The sequence below is a fragment of the Nocardiopsis sp. NRRL B-16309 genome (assembly GCF_001279585.1).
In the GTDB taxonomy this organism is placed as follows: Bacteria; Actinomycetota; Actinomycetes; order Streptosporangiales; family Streptosporangiaceae; genus Nocardiopsis.
Map to the genome: position 1 here is coordinate 85052 of NZ_LGEC01000092.1, position 20718 is coordinate 105769.

A 20718-nucleotide genomic window follows, 5' to 3' on the forward strand; every position below is an offset into this window, starting at 1 on the left:
AATCCGCCCTCCGGCCCCGCGACGAATCACTCGTGTCCGATCAGCGCGACCGAGTGAAGAGGACCCATGGTCACGGGCCACACCGTCCACCGCCGCCGCAGGATCGCGGTCATCGGCTCCGGCGTAGCCGGGCTGACGGCGGCCCACGTCCTGCGGCGGCACGCCGACGTCACCCTGCTGGAGGCGCGGGACCGCCTCGGCGGGCACGCGCACACCCACCGCGTGGCGGCGGCCGGGGGAGGGGAGCTGTCCGTCGACAGCGGCTTCATCGTGCACAACCGGCGCACCTATCCCCACCTGCTGCGCCTGTTCCGCGAACTGGGGGTGCCGACCCGCTCCACCGAGATGAGCATGTCCGTGGGCTGCGACGGGTGCGGCCTGGAGTACGCGGGCGCTCGGGGCCTGTCGGCCCTGCTGCCGAGCCGGTCCCGCCGCAGCACCGCCTACCTGCGCATGCTGGCCGAGGTGCCCCGTTTCCACCGGGTCGCCCGGCGCCTGCTCGACACCGGACCGCCCTCACCGGCCCGCGAGCCCACCCTCGCCGACGTCGTCCGCCACCACCGCTTCGACCGGTACTTCGTCGCGCACTTCCTGCTGCCGCTGGTCTCCGCGGTGTGGTCCTGCCCGCCGGGCACGGCCCTGGACTACCCGGCCCGCTACCTGTTCGCCTTCCTGCGGCACCACGGGATGCTCTCGGTGTGGGGCTCGCCGTCGTGGCGGACGGTCGAGGGCGGTTCGCGCGTGTACGTGGAGCGGGTGGCCGCGAGCCTGGCCTCGGTGCGCACCGGCGCGCCGGTCACCGCCTTGGCACGCACGGCCCACGGGGTGCGCCTGCGAGCCGGCTCCGAGGAGCTGGAGTTCGACGCGGCCGTGGTGGCCACCCACGCCGACCAGGCCCTGGCCCTGCTGGAGTCGCCCGCCCCGGTCGAGAAGGAGGTCCTGGGGGCCTTCGCCTACTCCCGCAACCGCACCCTGCTGCACACCGACACCAGTGTCCTTCCCCGGGACCGCGCCACGTGGGCGAGCTGGAACCACCGGCTGTCCTCGTGCGAGCCCGACGACGCGCCGGTCCGGGTCAGCTACCACATGAACCGCCTGCAGCACCTGGCCGGCGACGAGCAGTACGCGGTGACACTCAACGACGGCGGAGCCGTCGACCCCGGCCGGGTCGTGGCCGCCATGGACTACGCCCACCCCGTCTACACGCCGGCCTCGGTCGCCGCCCAGCGGCGGCTCGGCGAATTGAACGACGGCGTCGTGGCCTTCGCGGGCGCTCACCACGGGTGGGGCTTCCACGAGGACGGGTGCCGGTCGGGGGCCGTCGCGGCCGCGAGCCTGGGGGTGCGCTGGTGAACACGCCCGGCGTCCCGGCGCTCTACGAGGCCACCGTGCGCCACGTGCGTGCCGAGCCGGTGCGCCACGCCTTCGCCCACCGCACCTACTACTGGCTGGTCGACCTCGACGACCTGCCGCGCCCGCCGTGGCCGCTGCGGCTCCTGGCCGGGTTCCGCGCCGCGGACCACGGCGGCGGAGACGCCGCGTCCCTGCGGGCCGATCTCGACGCCTACCTCGCCGGACACGGGGTGGACCTCGCGGGCGGGCGCGTGCTGATGCTGTCCCACGCCCGCGTGCTCGGGCACGTGTTCAACCCGCTGACCGTGTACTGGTGCCACGACCGCGGGGGCGACCTGGTCCGGGTGGTCGCCGAGGTCCACAACACCCACGGCGGACGCCACCGCTACCTGCTGGACGTCGACGGCCGGGGCCGGGCCGAGGCGGACAAGGAGTTCTACGTCTCCCCGTTCAACCGGGTCGAGGGGCGCTACCGGCTCAGCCTCCCGCTTCCGGGCGACCGGGTCGCGCTGACCGTCGCCCTGCACCGGCGCGGCCGACCGCCCTTCGTCGCCTCGGTGCGCGGCGCCCACCGCCCGGCCACTCCCGCGGCGCTGCTGCGGATGGCGCTGCGCCACCCCCTCGCCCCCCTGGTCGGCGCGCTGAGCATCCGCCGCCAGGGCATCGGGCTCTACCTGCGCGGCTTGCCGGTCCACCCGCCGCGGGCCCACGACCGAAAGCGAAGAGAACGGACGGACGCACCGCGATGAACACCACCCCCGACACGACGGTTCCGCGCCCCTGGCCGGCCGTGGACGCCCGGCGCTGGCCCGACGTCGCCCGGGTCCCGGCCCGCGGGCCGCGGGTGCCCGTGGCCCGCGCCCTGGCCGCCCACGCCGCCCGCCGGGCCGGTGTGCGCCTGCACACGGGACCGGGAGAGCCCGGCGCCGCCGGTCCGCCGGTCCTGCGCCTGCGCGACCCCGACGCCTTCCACCGCCGCCTGGCCGCCGGCGGGCTCATCGGCTTCGGTGAGTCGTACATGGCGGGGGAGTGGGACTCCCCGGAGCTCGTGCGCCTGCTCACCGTCCTCGCGCGCGGGTACGAGGAGCTGGTCCCGCGGCCCCTGCGGCCGCTGCGGCACGTCACGCTGCCGCGGCGGCCGTCCCTGGACCGCAACACCCGCAGCGGCGCGCGCAGGCACATCAGCCACCACTACGACCTGTCCAACGACCTCTTCGCGACCTTCCTCGATCCGACCATGACCTACTCCAGCGCGTTGTTCGACGAGGGCGAGGAGCGCTGCCGGGCCACGCTGTCCCGTGCCCAGCGGCGCAAGATCGACCGCCTGCTGGACGGCGCGGGCGTCACCGACGGGACCGAGCTGCTGGAGATCGGCACCGGGTGGGGGGAACTGGCCGTGCGCGCCGCGCGCCGCGGTGCCCGCGTCACCACGGTCACGCTGTCGTCCGAGCAGTGCGACCTGGCGCGCCGACGGGTCGAGGAGTCGGGCCTGGCCGACCGGGTCCAGGTGGAGCTGTGCGACTACCGCGACGTCCGCGGAACCTATGACGCCGTGGTGAGCGTGGAGATGGTCGAGGCGGTCGGTGAGCGCTACTGGCCGGTCTACTTCGCCGGACTCGACCGCCTGGTGCGCCCGGGCGGGCGGGTCGGCCTGCAGAGCATCACCATGGAGCACGGACTGATGCGGGCCTCACGCACCTCCTACACCTGGATGCACAAGTACGTCTTCCCGGGCGGGCTGATCCCCTCGGTCACGGCCATCGAGGAGCAGTTGCGGGACCGGACCCGCCTCAGGGTGGTCGACCGGCTCGCCTTCGGCGCCGACTACGCCGACACCCTGCGGTTGTGGCGCGAGGCGTTCGAGGGGGCCGCCGAGCGGGTGGCCGGACTCGGCTTCGACGACACGTTCCGCCGTATGTGGTCGTTCTACCTCGCCTACTGTGAGGCCGGGTTCCGCGCCGGCATGATCGACGTGGAGCAGCTCGTGCTGGAGCGCTCCCGGTGAGCGCGGTGGGCGCACTCGCGACCACCGGTGCCGTGAGCGCGCTGGCCGTGGCGGTGCTGATGCTGGGCGCCTTCGCGGTGGGCCGCAGGGTGGGGCGGCACAGCGTCGTGGACGTGGCCTGGGGCCTGGGGTTCGTGGTGGTCGCGGCGGTCGCCCTGGTGACGGCCACCGCGGACCACGCGCGGGCCTGGCTGCTGTTCGCCCTGGTCGCCGTGTGGGGCGTGCGCCTGGCCGCGCACATCCACCGGCGCTCCCGCGGCGTCGGCGAGGACCCCCGGTACGACCGTCTGCTGTCGCGGGCCCCCGGGAGCCGGGACGCCTACGCGCTGCGCGTGGTCTACCTCCTCCAGGGCGCCCTGGTCTGGTGCGTCGCCCTTCCGGTCCAGGTCTCGGCGCACACATCCGGCCCGCTCGGCGGGCTCGCCGCGGCCGGGACGGCCCTGTGGCTGTTCGGATTCCTCTTCGAGGCGGTCGGCGACGCCCAGTTGCGCCGGTTCAAGGCCGATCCGGCCCATCGCGGCCGGATCATGGACCGGGGGCTGTGGGCCTGGACCCGCCATCCGAACTACTTCGGGGACGCGTGCGTGTGGTGGGGGCTGTTCCTGGTCGCGGCGGGTTCCTGGTGGGTCCTGCTGACCCTGCCCGCGCCGCTGCTGATGACGTTCCTGCTCACGCGGGGGTCCGGGCAGCGCCTGCTCGACGAGCACATGGCGGGCCGGCCGGGCTGGGCGGAGTACGCCCGCCGCACGAGCGCCTTCGTGCCCCGGCCGCCCCGGCGGGACGCCCCCTGAGCTCGCCCCGCAGGGGCGCGGGCCCCTACGCCGTGGGCAGGTGCCCGCCGTCGACGCGCACGGCGGTGCCCGTGACGTAGGCGGCCTGACGGCTCGCCAGGAAGGCGGCGACCGCGCCGTACTCCTCGGGGCGGCCGTAGCGCCCGGCGGGGATGGTGGCGCGTGCGTCGGCCTCCACCTCGGCCACCGTGCGGCCCTCGCGTTCGGCGCGGGCGGCGTCCAGGGCGTCGGTGCGCGGCGTGGCGACGCGGCCGGGCACGATGACGTTGGCGGTCACGCCGTCGGCGGCCACCTCCCGCGCCAGGGTCTTGGACCAGGAGTGCAGTGACGCCCGCAGCGTGTTGGAGATCCCCAGGTTCGGGATGGGCGCGATCGCCCCCGAGGAGGTGCTGGTGATGATCCGGCCCCATCCGCGCTCGCGCATCCCCGGCACCACGGCGTCGGTGAGCGCGATGACCGGCAGGACCATGGACGCGTGGTGGTCCTGCCACAGCGCGATGTCCTGGCCCAGGGCGGGCGTGGGCGGCGGGCCCCCGGTGTTGTTCACGAGGATGTCGACCGGGCCCAGGTCCCGCTCGACGCGTTCGGCCACCTCAGCGGCCCGGCCGTGGTCGGCCAGGTCCCAGGCCAGCGCGAGCGCGGACACGCCGTGCCCGGCGCAGGCCTCCACCGTCGCGGCGAGGCGGCCCTCGTCGCGTCCGGTGACGGCCACGTGCACGCCCTCGGCCGCCAGCGCCTCGGCCATCGCCCGCCCCAGGCCGGAACTGGCCGCGGTCACCAGCGCGACCCTGCCTGCGATCCCCAGGTCCATGTGCGTCCTCCCGCTCGTCGTGTTGTGCGCATCCTGGCAGGCGGGCGGGGCGCGGGCGGCACCGGGGCGGGGTCGGGCCGCGCGGTCGGCCCGACCGCGGCGACCGGCGGGTCAGGGGGTCGGGTCGACCGGCGGATTGGCCCTGGAGTACTCCGGTGGCTCCGGCGCGAGCAGCCCGGCGCCCGCGGTGGCCACGACACCGTCCACGGTGAACTCCACCGAGCGCTCCCGCGTGGGCGAGTCCTCCTCCCACCGCACACGGGCCCGCCCGGTCAGTTGCAGCAGGTCGCCGGTCTCCCAGTCGGGGACGAGCAGACCGGCCCGGGGTTCGACCCACAGGTTGCCTAGCGTGTTGAACATGGCGTTGCCGGCGTAGTCCGGCCAGCTGAGCAGGGTGGGCGAGTGCACGCGCAGGAACCCGGGGCCGCCGCCCCGGTGGCTGGCGTCCGCCTGCCCGGTGTCGGAGCGCGTGGCGACGAAGAAGGTGTCGGCGCGCCGGACGAGGGCCCGCTGGCCGGGAGTGAGCGCCTCGCCGCGGACGGGTTCGGGGCGGGCGGGCGCGGCGGGGACCGGGGTGCGCTTCTGGATGTACTTGGGGCAGTTCGCGTAGACGTCCTCGGCCGCCATACGCAGGCCGGCGCCGTGCGGCCGGACGGTCCCGTTGAGGCGCATGCGCCGGCGCCCGGCCGGGTCCAGGGCCAGGGCCCCGACGGGGGCGGGGCCCTGGCGCAGCCGCTCGGCGAGCGGGTCGCCGCGGTGCGGGAGGGCGGCGACGTCGAGCGTGCCCTCGTCGGGGACCTGGAGGAAGCCGGGCGGTCCGGTCAGCAGCGAGCACCAGGTGCGCCCGTCGCTGTCGGCCGCTCCGACCACTAGGAACGTGCGGGCGGTGAGGAAGCCGGCGGCCACGCCGGGCACCGACGAGCGGATCGCCCGCGAGGTGTGGCCCGCCTGCCGCGACAGCGCGGCCCGTGCCTGCACGGCGAGTTCGCCGCGGTGGTAGGAGCCCATGGCTCCGCCCTTCTGTCGGGTCGGGGGCACGGCCTAGAAGAAACCGCAGGTGGGTGCGCTGGTGATGGGCGCGTCGGCGCCCTCGGCGCCGGTCGCGGCGTAGATCTCCAGGCGGACGCCGTCCGGGTCGTGGAAGAAGATCCCGCCGGAGGCGGCCCCCTCGCCGTGCGGGACCACGCCGTCGTAGGCGAACTCCACGGCGGCGGCGCGCAGGTCCGCCTCGGCCCGGCGGACCTCCTCCATGGTGTCGACCTGGAAGGAGAGGTGGTGCAGTCCCGCGGTGTCGGCGCGGAAGGCGTGGGCGCTCTGCTTCCACAGGGTGAGGACGAGTCGGCCGTCCCGGCCGAGGAAGGCGAACTCGCGGCCCTCCTCCTTGCCCTCGCTCATCGTCTCGAAACCCAGTACGCGGCCGTAGAAGTCGCGCGAGCGCTCGATGTCGGTGACGTTGATCCCCACGTGCCCGGTGGTGGCGGTGGACGCGGTCATGGTGTGCCCTTCTGCCGGGGGCCACAGCCCGATTGCTGCAACCACTGAAACGGACTTTAGGGGTTAGTCGCACGGCGCGTCAACCACTCAAATGGATTTCAGTGGTTAGCGAGGTAGGGTTGGTACGATCCAGGCGGTCATCGAGCGGGGGAGGACGCATGGCGGAACGCAGGGCCCGGCCGCTGGTCGGCGAACCCGTGGCCATGGACCTGATCAACACCCGCTGGGCCGTCGGCGGGGCGGTCCAGGACCTGCTCGTCTCGCTCGACGGACTGCGCCAGTGGCTGTCGGAGACCGGACTGGACGCGCGTTTCGACGCCGACCCCGCCGCGCTCGACCGCCTCCTGCGCGTCCGCGAAGCGCTGCTGCGCCTGATGCGCGACGCGGGCGACCCCGGCGCCCGTGCCGCGCTCAACGACACCCTCGCCCACGGGTGGGTCCGGCGCAGGCTCCTGGAGGGCGCGGGGGGCGGGCCCGGGGTCCCCGGCTTCGACGTCGAGTTCGACGACCCCTCCTGGGGGCCGGCCTGGACGGCCGCCGACGACTACCTCGACCTGCTCCGGGCCCCCGACCGCATCCGGGGCTGCGCCAACCCCGCCTGCGTCCTGTGCTTCTTCGACACGTCCAAGAACGGCACCCGCCGCTGGTGCTCCATGGCCGGATGCGGCAACCGCGCCAAGGCCGCCCGGCACCAGGCCCGCGGGCGCGCCGGCCGGACGGCCTGAGTCCCGAGGCCGCCGGCGCCGAGTACCGCCCGGCCCGGCGTCTCGACGCCGTGAGCACCCCGGGCTCCCGGGGATCGGGGCCGGGGCGCCACCGGCCCCTTCAGGACCGGTCGGTGAGTTCGGTGAAGGTGAGACTGGCGCGCGCGCTGGGCAGCGCGATGACGATGTGCACGCGCGTGCCGTGGCCCGGAGAGCTCTCGATCCGCAGCGTCCCGCCGAGGTTGGCGGCGCGCTCGCTGATGGAGACCAGCCCGTGGCCCGTGCGGGGATCCTCGCGCGGTGCGCCCGAGAGGCCGCCGACGTCGAAGCCCACGCCGTCGTCCTCCACGGTGACGGTCACGTCCCAGTCGGTGATGTCGATGTCGACCGTGGCCCTGGTGGCCTGGGAGTGCTTGTCGATGTTGCGCAGGCACTCGCGGATGATGACGAACAGTTCCTCGCGCTGGTGCCGGGGCACCCGGAACTCGTCGCCGGTGAGGCGGACGTCGACCTCGGTCTCGGGAACCGCGTTGTGCGCGAACAGCGCCAGCTTCTCCCGCGTCCGCCCGTCCCCCCGGTCGGTGCGCAGTTCGGCGACGAGCCGGCGGGTGTCCTCCATCAGGGCGTGCAGCGCCCGGCGGGCGATGGAGAGCCGGTCGTCGGCGGTGGGCGCCCCTCGCTGCCGGTAGATCTCGTACAGGTCCAGGTTGCGGTCGACCAGGCTCAGCCCGCTGCCGACCCAGTCGTGCACGTCCCTGGCCAGGCGCTGGCGGTCCGAGGGGGTCATGTCGTCGACGGGCGCGCCGACGCCGCCGTCGTGGTTGCGCACCATGGCGGCGGTGCGGGTCGTCACGCTCTCGTGCACGGCCCGCAGCCACAGGGCGGTGATCCGCACTCCGTCGGGCTCGTTGCGGAACATCTGGGTGGCGGCCTCGGCCGCCAGCTGGAAGACCAGCGTGCTCACCTGCTGGACCACGGCCGGGTCCAGGGCACGGCAGTCGGCGCGGTCCTCGGTCACGCTGGAGCGCGGGACCGAGGCGTGGTCGATGATGACGGTGCCGGCCTCCACGCTCACGAACGCGTCGGTCAGCGAGGCCTCCACCTGGCGCAGGGCCTCGGCCAGGGCACGGGAGTCGGGGACCGCGCCGTGCCCGAGGGCCTGCATACGGGAGCGGAAGGCGTTCAGGATCATCTGCGTGCGTTCACGGGAGGTGAACTCCGCCGGTTCCCAGTGGGGGAACTCCAGCGGAATGTACCGTTCACGGCTGCTCTCCAACTCGCCCCTCCGAATCGATGGGAGGTCGCTCTCGCCCCGTGCGCGCTGGACGACGGGGACAGGGAGCTCGGCGCGGATGGACATGGGTGCCGGAATGGATGAGTGCGGTCCGACACGTGGTCGCGGAGCGAGACGACCTGTTCGGAATGGTACGTGATTCGTCCCGGATTCGCCCCTGCGCACGGGCGCCCCCGTGCCGGGAGGGGCACGGAGGCGCGGGCGGTGATGTTCTCGGTCACGCTCCTTCCGTGAACACCAGAACCGCGTTCTGGCCGCCGAACCCGAAGGAATTGCTCACCGCGACGCGACTGTGGTGCGTGCGCGGCTGGTCACGCACGATGTCGATCTCGATCGCGGGGTCGGGCGCCGTCAGGTTGGCCGTCGGCGGCACGGTGCGCTCCTCGATCGCCAGGACCGTCAGCGCGGCCTCGATCGCCCCGGCGGCGCCGAGCGTGTGACCAACGACACCTTTGGCGGAGGTCACCACCGGGGCGTCACCGAGCAGTCGGCGGATCGACGCGGCCTCGGCCGCGTCGTTGAGCGGCGTGGAGGTGCCGTGCGCGTTGACGTGGTCGACCTCGTCCGGTGCCACCCCGGCGTCGGCCAGGGCCGCGGTGACGGCCAGGGCCACGCCCCGGCCCTCGGGGTCGGGCGCCGTGGCGTGGTGGGCGTCGGCGGAGGCTCCGTAGCCCGCCAGACCGGCCCTGACCCGGGCCCCGCGCGCCCGGGCGTGCTCGGCGCGCTCCAGGACCAGGATGCCCGCGCCCTCGCCCATGACGAACCCGTCCCGGTCGGTGTCGAAGGGGCGCGAGGCCCGCTCCGGGTCGTCCAGGCGCCGCGTGGACAGGGCGCCCATCCGGGCGAACCCGGTGGCCACCAGCGGAAGGATGCCCGCCTCGGTGCCCCCGGCGATCACCACGTCGCAGACGTCGCGGCGCAGCAGGTCCAGGGCCGAGCCCAGGGCGGTGGCACCCGAGGCGCAGGCCGTGGCGGTGACGAAGTTCGGCCCGCGCGCCCCGAACCACATCCCCAGGTGGCCCGACGCCATGTTGGGGATCATCAGCGGGATGAGCAGCGGGGACACGCCCTCGGGTCCGCTCTCCCGCATCCGGCGGTGCTGCTCGTCGTAGCTGCGCAGGCCGCCCATGCCGCAGCCGAGCACGACGCCCACCCGGGCCCCGTCCCACGCCCGCGGGTCGAGCCCGGAGTCGGCGACCGCCTCGATCGCGGCGATGAGCGCGAACTGCACGAACCGGTCGTACTTCATCGTGCTGCGGCGACCGAGCAGATCGTTGGGATCGTAGGCGGGCACGGAGCAGGCGATGTCCACGGGCATCCCCTCCAGGACCGGGGTGCGGGCCGCCGTGGAGCGACCGCCGCACACCCCCTTCCAGGAGTCCTGGACGCCGATTCCCGCCGCCGTGACCAGCCCGAGGCCGGTGACGGCGACCGCTCCGCCGCTCACGACCCCGCCGCGGCGGTCTGTGCGTCGATCAGCTCGGCCGCGCGGGCGACGGTGTCGGCCGGGGTGGCGGAGTCCTCGCTGATCCGCACTCCCATCTCCGACTGGACGACCAGCAGGAGTTCGACCATGAAGAGGGAGTCCATCTCCAGGTCCTCGAAGGTCGTGTCGGGCGTGATGTCCTCCGGGCTCACCTCGAAGCGCTCGGTGAGGAGGGTGACGAGCTGGTCGTAGGTGCTGCTCATGGTCGACTCCTTGTGTGTCGTACGCGGTGGGTCGGCGGGCGGGGCCCGCCCGGTGGGTGGAACGGTCAGGACCCGTCCAGCGGGGGCCAGCGCAGCAGCGTCGAACCCCAGGACAGGCCCCCGCCGAAGGCCGTGAGGAGGACGCGGTCGCCCTCGTCCAGCCCGCCCCGGTCGACGGCGTCGGCCAGGGCGACGGGGATGGAGGCGGCGCCGGTGTTGCCGACGCGCTCGATGTTGGAGACGGCACGGTCCCGGGGCACGCCCAGGTCGTCGGCGAGCTGGTTGATGATGCGCTGGTTGGCCTGGTGGCTGACGACGCGGTCCAGGTCCGCCACGTCCCAGCCGGCCTCGGCCAGGACGCTGCGGGAGGAGGCGGCCATCCGCAGTACGGCGTGGCGGAAGACCTCCTGGCCGCGCATGGTCATGTAGGCGTCGCCCGGACCGGCCGGGGCGTCGGAGCCGCGTTGGCGGGACCCGCCCGCGGCGATCATGATGTGGTCGGCGCCGGTGCCGTCGCTGCCCAGGTCGAAGGGGCCCAGGGCGCCGGGCTCGTCCGGCTCTCCCGCGCGCAGCACCACGGCTCCGGCTCCGTCGCCGAAGATCACCGAGGTGGAGCGGTCGGCGGGGTCGAGCACGGTGGAGTTGACCTCCGCGCCCACGACCAGGACGCGCCGGGCGACCCCGGCCGAGACCAGGCCGGTCGCGGCGGCCAGCGCGTAGACGAAGCCGCTGCACACCGCGCCGACGTCGAAGGCGGCGGCGCCGGTCAGGCCCAGGCGGCTCGCGACGGCGGGAGCGGTGGCCGGGCACGGGTGGTCGGGGGTCATGGTGGCGACCACGACCGCGTCGGCGGAGTCGCGTCCGGCCGACTTCAGGGCCCGGGCGCCGGCCTCGACGGCGAGGTCGGAGGTGGCCGTGCCCGGGTCGGCGACGTGCCGCCGCCCGATGCCGGTGCGGCTCCGGATCCACTCGTCGGTGGTGTCCATCCGCCCGGCCAGCTCGTCGTTGGTCACCACGCGCGGCGGCAGGTACGACCCGACACCGCACAGGACCGCGGCGGCGCTCATCGCGCGGCTCCGGCCGTGTGCGGCCCGCGTGCCCGCGCCCGGGGCCCCTCGTGTGCGTCCATGGATGTCTCCTCCGTTCGACGTGGCCCCACTCTCGCGGTCGGCGCTGATCACGCGGTGACCGGTCGCTGACGGGGTCCTGACGTCCGTGGCGGGTGCCTCAGGCGGTCAGCGCCAGGCAGGGGTCGTGGTTGAGGATCTCGGCGTAGCGCCGCTGGAGCGCCCGGCCCGGTTCGAGTCCCAGATCGGTGGTCAGGCGCAGGCGCATGCGGTGGAACAGCTCCATGGCCTCGCCCTGGCGGCCCGAGCGGTACAGGGCGACCATGAGCTGCTCGCAGAAGCGCTCGTGCAGCGGGTACCGGCCTACCAGGCGGCGCAGCTCGGGGATCACCTCGCGCTCGTCGCCCATCGCCAGGCGGGCGGTCACCAGGTCCTCCCAGCAGGTCAGGCGGCGCTCGTCGAACAGCGCCGAGGCGGCGCGGCAGCGCATGCCGTCGCCCGCGTCCAGCAGGGCCGGGCCCCGCCACAGGTCCAGGCCGCGCTGGAGGAGGACGGCGGCCGGAGCCGGGCTCGCCCGCAGGGCGGCGGCCCCCTGGCCGGCCAGGGTGAGGAAGCGGTTGCCGTCCACGGTGTCGGCGGGCACGTCCAGGACGTAGCCGCTGTGGACCGAGCGCAGCACCCGAGCGCCCGGGCGCTCGGGGGCCGACGCCTCCAGGATGCGGCGCAGCCGGGTCGCGTGCGCCTGGAGGGCGTTGCGCGCGTTGCCCAGGGAGGCGTCGGCCCAGAGCTCGTCGCACAGCTCGTCGTGGGAGATGACCGTGCCGGGGTTGAGGGCCAGCACGGCGAGCATGGTGCGAACCTTGGCGGCGCGGACGGGATGGCTCTGGCCCCGCGCCTCGATGGTCACGTTGCCGAGGATCGTGATCTGCACGGGTCTCCTTGGGTCGTGCTCGGCCGGAACGGTCACGAGACCGCCCGGACGGGCCGGGGTCTGCCGAAGGCGTGGGCGCCGCGGGGCCCGTCCGCCATGAGGATCTCGTGCTGGAGGCGCTGGGCCTGCTCGGAGGGTTCGAGTCCGAGTTCCTCGTCCAGCACCCGGCGCAGGTCGCGGTAGGCGGTCAGCGCCTCCCCGCGGCGGCCCGAGCGGTGCAGCGCGGTGATGAGCTGGTCGTGGTACCACTCGTTGAGCGGGTCGGCCGCGATGAGGGAGCGCAGCTCGGGTACCAGCTCGCGGTGGCGGCCCAGCCGCATGTCCGCCTCCACGCGCAACTCGACTGCGTGGTGGCGCAGTTCCTCCAGGTAGGTGACGTGGCGGGAGAGCACCGGGCCGACGGAGGTGTTGGCCAGCACCCGCCCGCGCCACAGGCCCAGCGCCTGGCGCAGGAGGTGGGCGGCCTCCTCCACGCGGTCCTGGCGGACCAGGGCGCGGCCCTCCTCGACGCCCCGCGCGAAGACTGTCGCGTCGATCTCGTCGGGATCCACGGTCAGCAGGTGGCCGGTGGGCTCGGTGGCCACCGACGCCGTGGAACGGGACAGGGCCCGGCGCAGGTGGTACACGTGCGTGCGCAGGATCGCCGCTCCGCCCGGCGCGGGCGCGCCGTCCCACAGCTCCTCGGTGACGGTGCCGGGGTCCACCACCTGGTTCGCCCGCAGCAGCAGGAGCGCCAGGAGCTTGCGGACCTTGGTCCCCGAAGGCACACCGAGGCCGTCCTCGGATCTCAGCTCTAGCGAGCCGAGAACGCTGAAGTTGATCATTTGTGTCCTCGCTGCTCTTTTTTCGTGAACGGCAGGGAAATTGATTTCGATCTCTGGTGGACAACGCTGGTGTGATTCAGGACACTGATTTCCGTCTGGGTGGTCGGCCTTCTGCTGTCTTCGAGTTCTAGCAGGCAGAACCCGGTTGCCGACAGGGTGAATAGACCAAGGTGCAAACGAGATGTCTCTTTCGGGACATCGGGTGCACCGGAGGTGCCATGCGATATGCCACTGCGTGGGGATGGCCGGTTCCATTCGGTGCCCAATCCTGGGTTCCGGAGATCTTCACCGAGGAATGGAGCCGAATCCGTGAAAACGACAGTTCCGCTGCTCGTGGTCGGGGCCGGTCCCACCGGCCTGGCGCTGGCGTGCGAACTCCTGCGCCAGGGAGTCGACTGCCGCGTCATCGACAAGGCGCCGGACAGGCCGTCCGACCAGGCACGCGCCCTGACCATGTGGGACGGGGCCCTCGACGTACTGGAGCGGCACGGCATCGCCCAGGAGGTCGTCTCGCGCGGCACCCCGATGACCGCCGCCCGCTACTGGTCGCGGGGGCGCAACTTCGCCAACGTCCGGTTCGGGGAGTACGGGCGGGGCGCCGCGTCGCCGCTCATCATCACCCAGCCCGCCGTGGAGGAGGTGATGCGCGACCGCCTCAAGGAACTGGGCGGGCACGTGGAGTGGCGGACGCGGCTGCGGGACCTGCGCGACCACGGAACGCACGTCGAGGCCGTCCTGGAGGGCCCCGACGGGTCCGAGCACGTCACCACGAGCTGGCTGGTGGGCTGCGACGGCAACAGGAGCACCGTCCGCGAACAGGCGGGCATCACCTTCGGCGGCAGCACCTACGGGCGCAGCTTCGTCCTCGGCGACGGCGACATCGACCACGACGTCACCCCGGGCGAAGCCCACTACGTCCTGCACACCGACGGCGTCCTCGTCATCGTGCCCCTGCCCGGCGGCAAGCTGCGGGTCTTCGCCGACGCCACCACCGTGGGGGACCCGGACACCGCGCCCACCGCCGCCGAGATCCAGCGCCTGGCCGACGCCCGCTCCCCCTTCCCCCTGGTCGTGCGCGACCTGCAGTGGAGTACCCGCTTCGAGGTGCACCTGCGCCAGGCCACCAGCTACCGCAGCGGACGCTGCCTGGTGGCGGGCGACGCCGCCCACGTGCACAGCCCCGCCGGGGGCCAGGGCCTCAACACCGGCATCCAGGACGCCGCCAACCTGGCCTGGAAGCTCGCGCTGGTCCTGGAGGGCCGGGCCGGGGCGGAGACCTTCCTCGACAGCTACCAGGCCGAGCGCGAACCCGTCGCCGCCGGCGTCATGCGTTCCTCCCACCAGCAGACCCGCCTGTGGACCATGCGCTCACCCGTCACGCGCGCCCTGCGCGACGCGTTGATGGGCCGGGCCGCCCGCAGCGGCCTGCTCGAACGCCGCATGGTCCCGGCCATGGCCCAGCTCGACCTCGACTACACCGCGAGCCCGGCCGTCGGGGAGGGCGGTGGGCGCCGCGCGCTCCAGCACGACCTGCCCGACGCCGACCTGGTCCCCGTGGCCGGGGGACCGCGCGTGCGCCTCGGCCGGCTGCTGGCCGACCCGCGGCACACCCTCGTCGTCCTGCCGGGAGCGGACGCCGCGGGCGCCCGCGCGGCCGTCGAGGCCGCCGCCCCGCTGGCCGACCGCGTCCAGACCCTCGTCCTGCTCACCCCCGAGGCCGCCGCGGCCGGATCCCCCGCGGGCACCTACCTGCTGCCGCGCGGCCACGCCGGGACCGGCGCCCGGGCGGCGGGGCGGCGGCTCGTGCTGGTCCGCCCCGACGGCTACGTGGCCGGGACCTCCACCACCCTCGACCCCGCCGACCTGCTGCGGCCGCTGGCGCCCGCGCCCGCGACGGCGCGCTCCTCCGGCCCCGCCCACCCCTGACGCCGCGCGGGAGCGACCCCCTCATGTTCGACAGACTCGACTCACTGACCGCCCGGCCCGTCCGGGTCCTGCTCGTGGCGGCCGTGTTCACCACGGTCATGGCCGTCCTGGGCAGTGGCGCGGCCCAACACCTGCTCAGCGGCGGCACCGACGACCCCGCCTCGGAGTCCGTCCTGGCCGGGGAGGTCATCGACGAGCACTTCCCCGGCAGCCAGCCCAACCTCCTGCTGCTGCTGACCCCCGCCGAGGACGGCGCTCCGGTGGAGCACCCCGACGTCGTGGACTCGGCGGAGGACCTCGTGGAACGGCTCTCCGCCGAGGAGGGCGTCACCGGGGTGACCTCCTACTGGACCAGCGGCGCCCTGGCGCTGCGCACCACCGACGGCGAGCACGCCTTCGTCACCGCCCGCATCACCGGCGACGAGAACACCGTGGCCGAGACCTTCGCCCGCGTCGCCCCGGAGTACCGGGGGGAGCAGGGCGAGGTGACGGTCCGGATCGGCGGCGAGTCCGCCGTGCGGGTCGAGACCGAGTCCACGGTCGAGGCGGACCTCGTCCGCGGCGAGGCGATCGCCCTGCCCATCACGCTCCTGGTCCTGGTCCTGGTCTTCCGCAGCGTGGTGGCCGCCCTCATCCCGCTGCTCGTCGGCGTGGTCACCATCATGACCGCCAACGGGGTCCTGCGGATCATCGCCGAGTTCACCGAGGTCTCGATCTTCGCCCAGAACCTCGCGGTCGGGCTCGGCCTCGGCCTGTCCATCGACTACGCGCTGCTGTTCCTGCGCCGCTACCGGGAGGAGCGCGACGCCGTGCCCGACCGGCGCGCCGCGCTCGGGACGACCCTGCGCACGGCCGGGCGCACGGTCGTGTTCTCCGCGCTCACCGTCGCGGTCGCGCTGGCGTCCATGCTGGTCTTCCCGCAGTACTTCCTGCGCTCCTTCGCCTACGCGGGGATCCCGGTCGTGCTGTTCTGCTCGGTGGCCGTGCTCGTCCTGGTCCCCCCGCTCCTGGTCCTGCTCGGCGACCGCGTCGACGCCCTGGACCCCACCCGCCTGCTGCGCCGCCGCCCGGGCGCTCCCGCCCCGGTCCCCGGGCGGGCCTGGCACCGCCTGGCCACGGTGGTCATGGGGCGGGCGCCGCTGTTCGCGGTGGGCACGACCGTGCTGCTCCTGCTGCTGGCGGTGCCCTTCCTGCGGGTGGAGCTGGGACCGGCCGACCACCGCCAGCTCCCGTCCGGCTCGGAGTCGCGGCAGGTCGCGGAGTTCGCCGAGGAGAACCTGCCCGGGCGCGCCGACGGGACGATCGACGTCCTGCTCCCGGTGGAGGGCGAGGCCGCCCTCGACCCGATGATGATCCCCCGGCAAGCCGTGGAGCTGTCGGAGATGGCGGGCGTGGACGGTGTGGTCAGCCCCCTGGGGATCTACCGGGACGGCGCCCTGGCCTACGCGCCCACCCCGGTCGACGTCGACCGGCTCTCGGACGGGCACATGATGCTCTCCGTCGTGCCGGACGAGGACGTGGCCACCATCTCCGATGAGAGCCGGGCACTGGTGGAGGAGCTGCGCGAGATCCCCGGCGCGCGGGTGAGCGGCACGGCTGCGGTCTTCTACGACTCCCAGGACGCCCTGGCGCGGCAGCTGCCCATCGCCCTCGGGCTCATCGTGGCCACCGCGCTCGTCCTGATGTTCCTCTTCACCGGCAGCGTCCTGGTTCCGATCCAGACGCTGGTGCTCAACACCCTGAGCCTGACCGTGATGTTCGGCGCGGTGGTGTGGATCTGGCAGGACGGCAACGGCAGCGCGCTGCTGGGGTTCGACACGATCGGCTCCATCGAGACGACCCTGCCCATCCTCATGTTCTGCCTGACCTTCGGGCTGTCCATGGACTACAACATCATCGTCCTGTCGCGGATCAAGGAGGAGTACGAACGCACGGGCGACCACCGGGCGTCCGTCGCGGCGGGGCTCCAGCGCACGGGCGGCCTGGTCACGGCGGCCGCCCTGATCCTGGCGGTCGTGCTCCTGGGCATCGGCTCCTCGCAGATCACCAACATGCAGATGCTCGGCATCGGGGTGGCGCTGGCGATCCTCATGGACGCCACGGTGATCCGCGGCTTCCTGCTGCCCGCGCTCATGGCGATGATCGGCGGCCGGGCCACGTGGTGGGCGCCGGAGCCGCTGCGCCGCTTCCAGCGGCGCTTCGGGCTGCACGACGAGCCGCCCGCCCCCGTCCCCGCCTCCTCCCCGGACGCCGGCGGCGCGGCGGGGGACACCGCTCCGTCCCCGGCCCCGGATCCCGGCCCGCGGACGGCGGAGCGGCCCGAGCCCGCCGTCTCCGACCGCCCCTGAACGACCACCCCCAGCGACCCAGGAGGAGCGAGCCATGTGCTCTCCCCAAGTGATCCTCGCGGCCCTCGGCGCGAGGGCCCAGACGACCTGCCACGAACACCACCACGAGCACCACCACGCCTCGCCCGCGCAGGCCCCGACCGCCGGGGCGGCGCCCTCGGGGGTGGGCGCGCCCGGGCCCGCCCCCCGGTCGGTGCCCCGGCCCGCTCCGGCGCCCGCCGCGGCGGGCCCGGTGGCCGACCGGCGCGGCCTCCTGCGCGCGGCGGTGGCGGGCGCGCTGGGCCTGGCGGGCGCCGTGGCGCTGCCGGGGACGGCCGCGGCCGCCCCGCCCCGGCCCACCGATCCCGACCTGTCCCTGGCCGCGATCCTGCGCCGGGACCGCCGCCGGATCGTGGACCTGACCCACCCCCTCAGCGCGGACTTCCCCGTGTTCGAGTTCTACGTGCGCCGTCCCGAGCAGCGGCAGGTGATGTTCGCCGACGTCGTGGGCTTCAACTCCGCCGAGTGGACCTTCAACGAGCACGCGGGCACGCACATGGACGTCCCCGCGCACGCCGAGGAGGGGCTGGCGCACGCCGACGAGATCGCCCTGGAGGACCTCGTGGCGCCGCTGGCCGTGGTGCGCGTGGCCGAGCGCGCCGAGCGCGAGAACACCACCGAGCTGACCGTGGACGACCTCCTGGACTGGGAGGACGAGCACGGGACGATCCCCGCCGGCGCGTTCGTGGCCATGGACAGCGGCTGGTACCGCCGCGTGGACGACGCCGGGGCCTACCTCCAGTTCGACCGCGCCGCCGAGGTCATGCGCTTCCCCGGCGTGAGCGTGGAGGCGGCCGACTTCCTGGTCCGGGAGCGCGACATCGTCGGCTTCGGGACCGACACCACGAGCCTGGACGTGGGGACGCGGGTGGAGCCGCTGACCCATCGGGCGCTGCTGACCACGGGGCGCTACGGCCTGGAGAACCTGGCCGCCCTGGACGAGGTGCCGGAGAGCGGGGCCACCCTCGTGGTCGGCCTGCCCAAGCTGCGCGGCGGTTTCGGCGCTCCGGTGAGGGCCATGGCCATCCTCTGACCTCGGAACACACTGTCCACCGTCACAGAGCGAGAAGTTCCGGTATCCGTTCTGTGGACAAAGACCGTCCCGTGCGGACATTATAGATAGACCGAGTACCGATAGTAGATAGCGTTGCTATCACCGACGCCATGCTCCCGAAGGAGAGGCAAGGACCACTCTCATGTTTTCCTCACTAGGCAGGTTCACCATCCGGCGCCGATGGTGGGTGCTGGCCGCGGCCGTGCTGTTCGTCATCGCGGGCGGCGTCTGGGGTGCCGGAGCGGGTGGCGCCCTGGGCGGCGGGGGAGGGCTCGACGACCCCCACGCCGAGTCGACCCAGGCCGACCACATCCTTCAGGACACCCTCGGGCGCTACACGGCCGACGTCGTCGTGGTCTACGAGAGCGACGAGCTCACCGTGGACGACCCGGAGTTCCAGGCGCTGGTGGAGGAGGCGGCCGCGCGCGTGCCCGCCGAGACCTACGAGTGGCAGGAGACCTACTGGTCCACCGGCTCCGAGGACTTCGTCTCCGAGGACCGCCACAAGGCCTACGTCTCCTTCCAGCTCGCCGGCTCCTCCGAGGAGGAGCGGGTCGCCCTCTACCAGGAACACGACTACGAGGGACTGCTGGACGTCCCCGGGATGGAGGTGCGCTACGGCGGCCTCGTCGCGGTCAACGACCAGTTCAACGGCATCAGCGCCGAGGACCTGCGCACCATCGAGCTGATCGCCACGCCGCTGCTGCTCATCATGCTCCTGTTCGTCTTCCGCAGTGTGGTCGCGGCCCTGCTCCCGCTGTCGATCGCCGTGTTCGTCGCGGTGGGCTCCCTGGCCGTGCTGCGGGTGGTCGGCGGGGTCGTGGAGCTGTCCACGATCGCCATCAACGTGGTCATCGTCCTCGGACTCGGTCTGGCCACCGACTACGCGCTGCTCATCGTCACCCGCTTCCGGGAACAGCTCGCCAAGGGCGACGACGTGCCCCAGGCCGTCGTGCGGACCATGGGCACCGCCGGGCGCACGGTCGTGGTCTCGGGACTGACCATCGCGGCCACCCTGGGCGGGCTGCTCGTCTTCCCGTCCCGGTTCCTGATGTCCCTGGCGTGGTCGGGTGTGAGCGTGGTGGTCTTCGCCGTCATCGCGGCCGTCACCCTGCTGCCGGCCCTGCTGTACTTCGCCGGACACCGCGTCAACTCCCTGCGCGTGCCGCTGCCCCGGCTGCGGCGCGCCCGGGCCGCCGACGCCCAGGTCGGACAGGACGCGTGGTACCGCACGGCCCACGCGGTCATGCGCCGCCCGGTCCTGTGGACCGTGGGCCTGTCCATGGCGCTCATCCTGCTCGGGCTCCCGCTGCTCAGCGCCAACTGGGCGCGTCCCGCCGAGTGGGCGCTGCCCGAGGGCACCGACTCCAAGGTGGTCACCGAGGAGCTGGTCGCCGACTTCGGGCACGACCCGACCAAGATCGTCACGACCGTGGTCACCATGCCCGGGTCCGCCGAGACGCCCGAGGCCCAGGAGGAGTTGGCGGCCTTCACCGAGCGCCTGGTCGCGGTGGACGGCATCCACCGGGGCTCGGTCACCGGCGCGGAGGGCGAACTGGCACGGATCACGCTCTACTACACGATGGACCCGATGGGTCCCGACTCCCGGCCGATGACCGAGGAGCTGCGCGCGGTCGACACCCCCGAGGGCGCCGAGGTGCTGTTCACCAACCGCCCCTTCGGCGTGGCCGACATGCTCGACATGATCGGGGAGCGCGTGGTGTGGATGAGCGCGATCGTCGCGCTGGTCACCTTCGTGGTCCTGTTCATGGCCTTCGGCTCGGTGATCATGCCGCTCAAGACGCTGGCGCTCAACGTGCTCTCGCTCTCGGCGGCCTACGGCGCGATGGTGCTGATCTTCCAGTACGGCCTGCTGTCGGATCTGCTCCGCTTCGAGCCGACCGGCTACATCGACGCCAACATGCCGCTGCTGGTGGCCGCGGTCGCCTTCGGCCTGGCCATGGACTACGAGGTGTTCGTGCTGGCCCGCATCCGCGAGCACTACCTGCGCAGCGGGGACACCGTGGAGTCGGTGGCCTACGGCATCCAGCACACGGCGCGCATCATCACCGCCGCCGCCCTGCTGCTGGGCGTCGTGGTGGCGGCGTTCGTCTTCACGCGCATCAGCGTGCTGATGATGATCGGCGTGGGCCTGGTGATCGCCCTCGCGGTGGACGCCACCATCGTGCGCGGGCTGCTGCTCCCGGCGACCATGAAGCTCCTCGGCCGCTGGGCCTGGTGGGCTCCGGCCCCGATGGCCCGCTGGTGGGAGAAGTACGGCATCCCCGAGGAGACCGGCGACGACGAGCCGGAGCAGGGCGGTCCCCGGACCCGGGCCGCCGATCCGCTGGTCGGTCAGTCCAGCGGTCTGTGACCCGCTGCTGACGC

Annotated in this window: 18 protein-coding genes; 9 read left to right on the top strand and 9 right to left on the bottom strand. The window is 73.8% G+C overall.

Translation table 11 applies throughout. The features are described from left to right. The first annotated feature begins 66 nt into the window (after window positions 1-66). From ADL05_RS21120 to ADL05_RS21135, 4 genes are read left to right on the top strand one after another with little or no spacing between them, the layout of a single operon-like run. A complete protein-coding gene (locus ADL05_RS21120; RefSeq protein WP_053618725.1) occupies window positions 67-1353 on the top strand; it encodes an NAD(P)/FAD-dependent oxidoreductase in 1287 nt (428 codons plus the stop codon). After that, window positions 1347-2102, top strand: a complete 756-nt coding sequence (locus ADL05_RS21125; protein WP_053618858.1) for a DUF1365 domain-containing protein — start codon at window positions 1347-1349, stop codon at window positions 2100-2102. The genes ADL05_RS21120 and ADL05_RS21125 overlap by 7 nt, the downstream gene beginning before the upstream one ends. Further along, entirely contained in the window at window positions 2099-3358 is a 1260-nt protein-coding gene (locus tag ADL05_RS21130; RefSeq protein ID WP_053618726.1) for a cyclopropane-fatty-acyl-phospholipid synthase family protein, read from the top strand. The genes ADL05_RS21125 and ADL05_RS21130 overlap by 4 nt, the downstream gene beginning before the upstream one ends. Next, the gene (locus ADL05_RS21135) at window positions 3355-4149 is read left to right on the top strand and encodes a DUF1295 domain-containing protein (protein ID WP_053618727.1); all 795 of its coding nucleotides are present in this window, start codon (window positions 3355-3357) and stop codon (window positions 4147-4149) included. The genes ADL05_RS21130 and ADL05_RS21135 overlap by 4 nt, the downstream gene beginning before the upstream one ends. Window positions 4150-4174: 25 nt before the next feature. On the opposite strand, the gene ADL05_RS21140 is transcribed toward ADL05_RS21135, so the two are convergent. From ADL05_RS21140 to ADL05_RS21150, 3 genes are all read right to left on the bottom strand, one after another. Then, entirely contained in the window at window positions 4175-4960 is a 786-nt protein-coding gene (locus ADL05_RS21140) for an SDR family oxidoreductase (protein WP_053618728.1), read from the bottom strand. A 111-nt stretch (window positions 4961-5071) separates the two neighbouring features. After that, window positions 5072-5998: a pyridoxamine 5'-phosphate oxidase family protein gene (locus tag ADL05_RS21145; protein ID WP_231640849.1), complete on the bottom strand. Its 927-nt coding sequence runs from the start codon at window positions 5996-5998 to the stop codon at window positions 5072-5074. 3 nt (window positions 5999-6001) lie between these two features. Further along, the gene (locus ADL05_RS21150) at window positions 6002-6454 is read right to left on the bottom strand and encodes a VOC family protein (RefSeq protein ID WP_053618730.1); all 453 of its coding nucleotides are present in this window, start codon (window positions 6452-6454) and stop codon (window positions 6002-6004) included. Window positions 6455-6612: 158 nt separating this feature from the next. Here ADL05_RS21150 and ADL05_RS21155 point away from each other — a divergent pair, with 158 nt between their 5' ends. Further along, window positions 6613-7179 carry a CGNR zinc finger domain-containing protein gene (locus ADL05_RS21155; protein WP_053618731.1) on the top strand — a complete coding sequence of 189 codons (567 nt, stop codon included), beginning with the start codon at window positions 6613-6615 and terminating at the stop codon, window positions 7177-7179. 100 nt (window positions 7180-7279) lie between these two features. Here the strand turns inward: ADL05_RS21155 and ADL05_RS21160 are convergent, their stop codons facing one another. From ADL05_RS21160 to ADL05_RS21185, 6 genes are all read right to left on the bottom strand, one after another. Then, a complete protein-coding gene (locus tag ADL05_RS21160; protein ID WP_156365944.1) occupies window positions 7280-8518 on the bottom strand; it encodes a sensor histidine kinase in 1239 nt (412 codons plus the stop codon). A gap of 151 nt (window positions 8519-8669) precedes the next feature. Beyond that, window positions 8670-9899 carry a beta-ketoacyl-ACP synthase II gene (gene fabF, locus ADL05_RS21165; RefSeq protein ID WP_053618733.1) on the bottom strand — a complete coding sequence of 410 codons (1230 nt, stop codon included), beginning with the start codon at window positions 9897-9899 and terminating at the stop codon, window positions 8670-8672. Further along, window positions 9896-10141, bottom strand: coding sequence for an acyl carrier protein (locus tag ADL05_RS21170; protein WP_053618734.1), 246 nt, complete (start codon window positions 10139-10141; stop codon window positions 9896-9898). Before ADL05_RS21170 ends, fabF begins: the two co-directional genes overlap by 4 nt. 65 nt (window positions 10142-10206) lie before the next feature. Continuing rightward, entirely contained in the window at window positions 10207-11208 is a 1002-nt protein-coding gene (locus tag ADL05_RS21175) for a beta-ketoacyl-ACP synthase III (RefSeq protein ID WP_053618735.1), read from the bottom strand. A gap of 160 nt (window positions 11209-11368) precedes the next feature. After that, window positions 11369-12139 (bottom strand): AfsR/SARP family transcriptional regulator, encoded by a 771-nt coding sequence (locus ADL05_RS21180; RefSeq protein ID WP_053618736.1) that lies wholly within the window; start codon window positions 12137-12139, stop codon window positions 11369-11371. Window positions 12140-12171: 32 nt separating this feature from the next. After that, window positions 12172-12963 carry an AfsR/SARP family transcriptional regulator gene (locus tag ADL05_RS21185; RefSeq protein WP_053618737.1) on the bottom strand — a complete coding sequence of 264 codons (792 nt, stop codon included), beginning with the start codon at window positions 12961-12963 and terminating at the stop codon, window positions 12172-12174. 309 nt (window positions 12964-13272) lie between these two features. Here ADL05_RS21185 and ADL05_RS21190 point away from each other — a divergent pair, with 309 nt between their 5' ends. The 4 genes from ADL05_RS21190 (at window position 13273) to ADL05_RS21205 (ending at window position 20704) form a co-directional block, all read left to right on the top strand. Next, the gene (locus ADL05_RS21190; protein ID WP_197285879.1) at window positions 13273-14889 is read left to right on the top strand and encodes an FAD-dependent monooxygenase; all 1617 of its coding nucleotides are present in this window, start codon (window positions 13273-13275) and stop codon (window positions 14887-14889) included. 23 nt (window positions 14890-14912) lie between these two features. Beyond that, window positions 14913-17237, top strand: a complete 2325-nt coding sequence (locus ADL05_RS21195; RefSeq protein WP_082376667.1) for an MMPL family transporter — start codon at window positions 14913-14915, stop codon at window positions 17235-17237. A gap of 34 nt (window positions 17238-17271) precedes the next feature. Further along, entirely contained in the window at window positions 17272-18309 is a 1038-nt protein-coding gene (locus tag ADL05_RS21200) for a cyclase family protein (protein WP_082376669.1), read from the top strand. Window positions 18310-18472: 163 nt separating this feature from the next. Beyond that, window positions 18473-20704 (top strand): MMPL family transporter, encoded by a 2232-nt coding sequence (locus tag ADL05_RS21205; RefSeq protein ID WP_082376671.1) that lies wholly within the window; start codon window positions 18473-18475, stop codon window positions 20702-20704. Window positions 20705-20718: the final 14 nt, after the last annotated feature.